Source organism: Cellulomonas septica (assembly GCF_012396155.1).
GTDB classification, from domain to species: Bacteria; Actinomycetota; Actinomycetes; order Actinomycetales; family Cellulomonadaceae; genus Cellulomonas; species Cellulomonas septica.
This window is the reverse complement of the sequence record NZ_JAAXOY010000531.1, coordinates 1-2,518: the sequence shown is the minus strand read 5'-3', so window position 1 is coordinate 2,518 and position 2,518 is coordinate 1. Positions and strand designations below refer to the sequence as shown.

The window sequence follows — 2,518 nt, the reverse complement described above, 5'->3', positions numbered from 1 at the left end:
CGCGGCGCACCCGCGGGACGCTCGAACGGAGGCCGGTCGCGCGGCACCGTGGCCGCGCGGCCGACGGCCCGGCCCCGGGAGGACGTCATGGCGCTGCGCGACCAGGTCCAGCTCATCACCTACGCCGACCGCCTCGCGGGCGACCTGCCCGGCCTCGCCCGGCTCCTGCGCTCCCCCGAGCTCGCCGGCGTGTTCGGCGGCGTGCACGTCCTGCCGTTCTTCACGCCCTTCGACGGCGCCGACGCGGGCTTCGACCCCGTCGACCACACCCAGGTCGACCCGCGGCTCGGCACCTGGGACGACGTGCGCGACCTCGCGCGGACGCACGACGTCGTCGTCGACCTCATCGTCAACCACGTCTCGGCCGACTCCCCCGCGTTCCGCGACGTCCGCGAGCGCGGTGACGCGTCCCCGCACGCGTCGATGTTCCTCACGATGGCGTCGGTGTTCCCGGGCGGCGCGACGGAGTCCGACCTGACGCGGATCTACCGGCCGCGGCCGGGTCTGCCGTTCACGCCCGTGCGGCTCGGGGACCGGTGGCGGTACGTGTGGACGACGTTCACGCCGCAGCAGGTCGACCTCGACGTGCACGCGGACGCGGGGCGCGCGTACCTCACGTCGATCCTCGACGCGGTCGCGGGGGCGGGCGTGCGCCTGGTGCGGCTGGACGCCGTCGGGTACGCGGTGAAGACGCCGGGGACGACGTGCTTCATGACGCCGGAGACGTTCGCGTTCATCGAGGACTTCACGGCGCAGGCGCGCGAGCGCGGCGTGGACGTGCTGGTCGAGGTGCACGCCTACTACGAGCGGCAGGTGCAGATCGGGCGGTCGGTGGACCTGGTGTACGACTTCGCGCTGCCGCCCCTGGTGCTGCACGCGCTGTACACGGGCGACGGGTCCGCGCTGGTGCGGTGGCTCGGGATGCGGCCGGCGAACGCGGTGACGGTGCTGGACACGCACGACGGGATCGGGGTGATCGACGTCGGGCGGGACCAGACGGTCGAGCCGGGCGAGCCCGAGCGGCCGGGGCTGCTGACGCCGTCGCAGGTCGACGAGCTCGTCGAGGGCATCCATGCGCGCACGGGTGGCGCGTCGGCGCGGGCCACGGGCGCGGCTGCGTCGAACCTCGACCTCTACCAGGTGAACTCGACGTTCTACGACGCGCTCGGACGCGACGACGGGCGGTACCTGGCAGCGCGCGCGGTGCAGCTGTTCACGCCGGGGATCCCGCAGGTGTACTACGTGGGCGCGCTGGCGGGCGGGAACGACGTGGACCTGCTGGCGCGCACGGGCGTCGGGCGCGACGTGAACCGGCACCGCTACACGCCCGACGAGGTCGCGGCCTCGCTCGCCCGGCCGGTGGTGCGCGCGCTGCTCGCGCTGTGCCGGTTCCGCAACACCCACCCCGCGTTCGGCGGCCCGGTCGAGGTCGCGCTGGACGGGTCGCGGTTGTCGCTGACCCGGCGGGCCGGGGCCGCGGCAGCGTCGCTCGACGTGGACCTCGCGACGGGTGCGGCGCACGTGACGTGGACGGGCGCCGACGGCGCTACCGGCACGTGCGACGACCTGCTCGACCTCCCCGGCACGTGGTGACGGGCGCGGGGTCGCTCGACGGGGACCTTCGCCCCTCGTCGACCGCGGGCCGGCGCGGTGCGCTGGTACCAGGAGGGCGGTGACGACCATGACGACGCACGGGAGCCACGACAGGCAAGACGCGCACGACGAGCACGAGGTGCACGACGTCCGCGACGAGCCGTCGCCCGTCGCGTCGCACGACGCCCTCGTCGCGTCGCACGACGCGCTCGTCGCCGCGCGGCGCGCGCAGGAGCGGCTCTGCGCGACCCTCCACGGGCGGCCCGGCGTGTGCGGTGTCGGCCTGACGCGCCGGGGTGACGGGTACGCGCTGCGCGTCAACGTCGTGCACCCCGGCGTCCACGTGCCCGCGGTGGTCGACGGCGTGCCGGTCGAGGTCCGCACCACGGGCCGACTCACGGCGCACCCCGCCCGCTGAGCCGTCGCGGGCCCACGGTCCACCACATTCGGGACCCAGGTCCCGGGTCGCGGACGCGCGCACGGCGGAGCCTGGAAGGGACGCGGCGCCGAGGCCGACGCACAGCCGGCCCCCAGCCGCCGCCGGAGCGGAGGAGGCAGCGATGCGTGCCGACGGACCGGTGGTCGTCGCCCTGGACGGCTCACCGCACAGCGCACTCACCCTGGACTGGGCCGTCCACGAGGCCGAGCGGCGGCACGCCGCGCTCCTGCTGGTGCGCGTGCTCGACGACTCCTGGCAGACGATGGCGTGGAGCTGGTACCCGGTCGTCGACACCCACGACCTGGGCACCGAGGTCAAGGAGTACCTCGACGAGCAGGCACGCCTGGTCGAGGAGCGCCATCCCGGCCTGCCGGTCGAGACGCGGGCGCTGCACGGCCGCGTCGTCCCGTGCCTGCGCGACGTCAGCGCGGACGCCGCGCTGCTGGTCGTCGGTGCGCGCGTGCGGAGCGGCGGCGCGCGCACCGG

At 75.6% G+C, this 2,518-nt stretch carries 3 protein-coding genes; all 3 read left to right on the top strand.

The annotated features are described in order from the left end of the window. Positions 1-87 precede the first annotated feature (87 nt). Positions 88-1,593, top strand: a complete 1,506-nt coding sequence (gene gtfA, locus HGA02_RS16130; protein ID WP_210728685.1) for a sucrose phosphorylase — start codon at positions 88-90, stop codon at positions 1,591-1,593. A gap of 88 nt (positions 1,594-1,681) precedes the next feature. After that, complete coding sequence (locus HGA02_RS20515) at positions 1,682-2,011, top strand: hypothetical protein (RefSeq protein ID WP_210728684.1); 330 nt, start codon at positions 1,682-1,684, stop codon at positions 2,009-2,011. A gap of 142 nt (positions 2,012-2,153) precedes the next feature. Then, positions 2,154-2,518: universal stress protein (locus HGA02_RS16120; RefSeq protein WP_168680106.1), on the top strand; the 365-nt coding region annotated here is incomplete at its 3' end.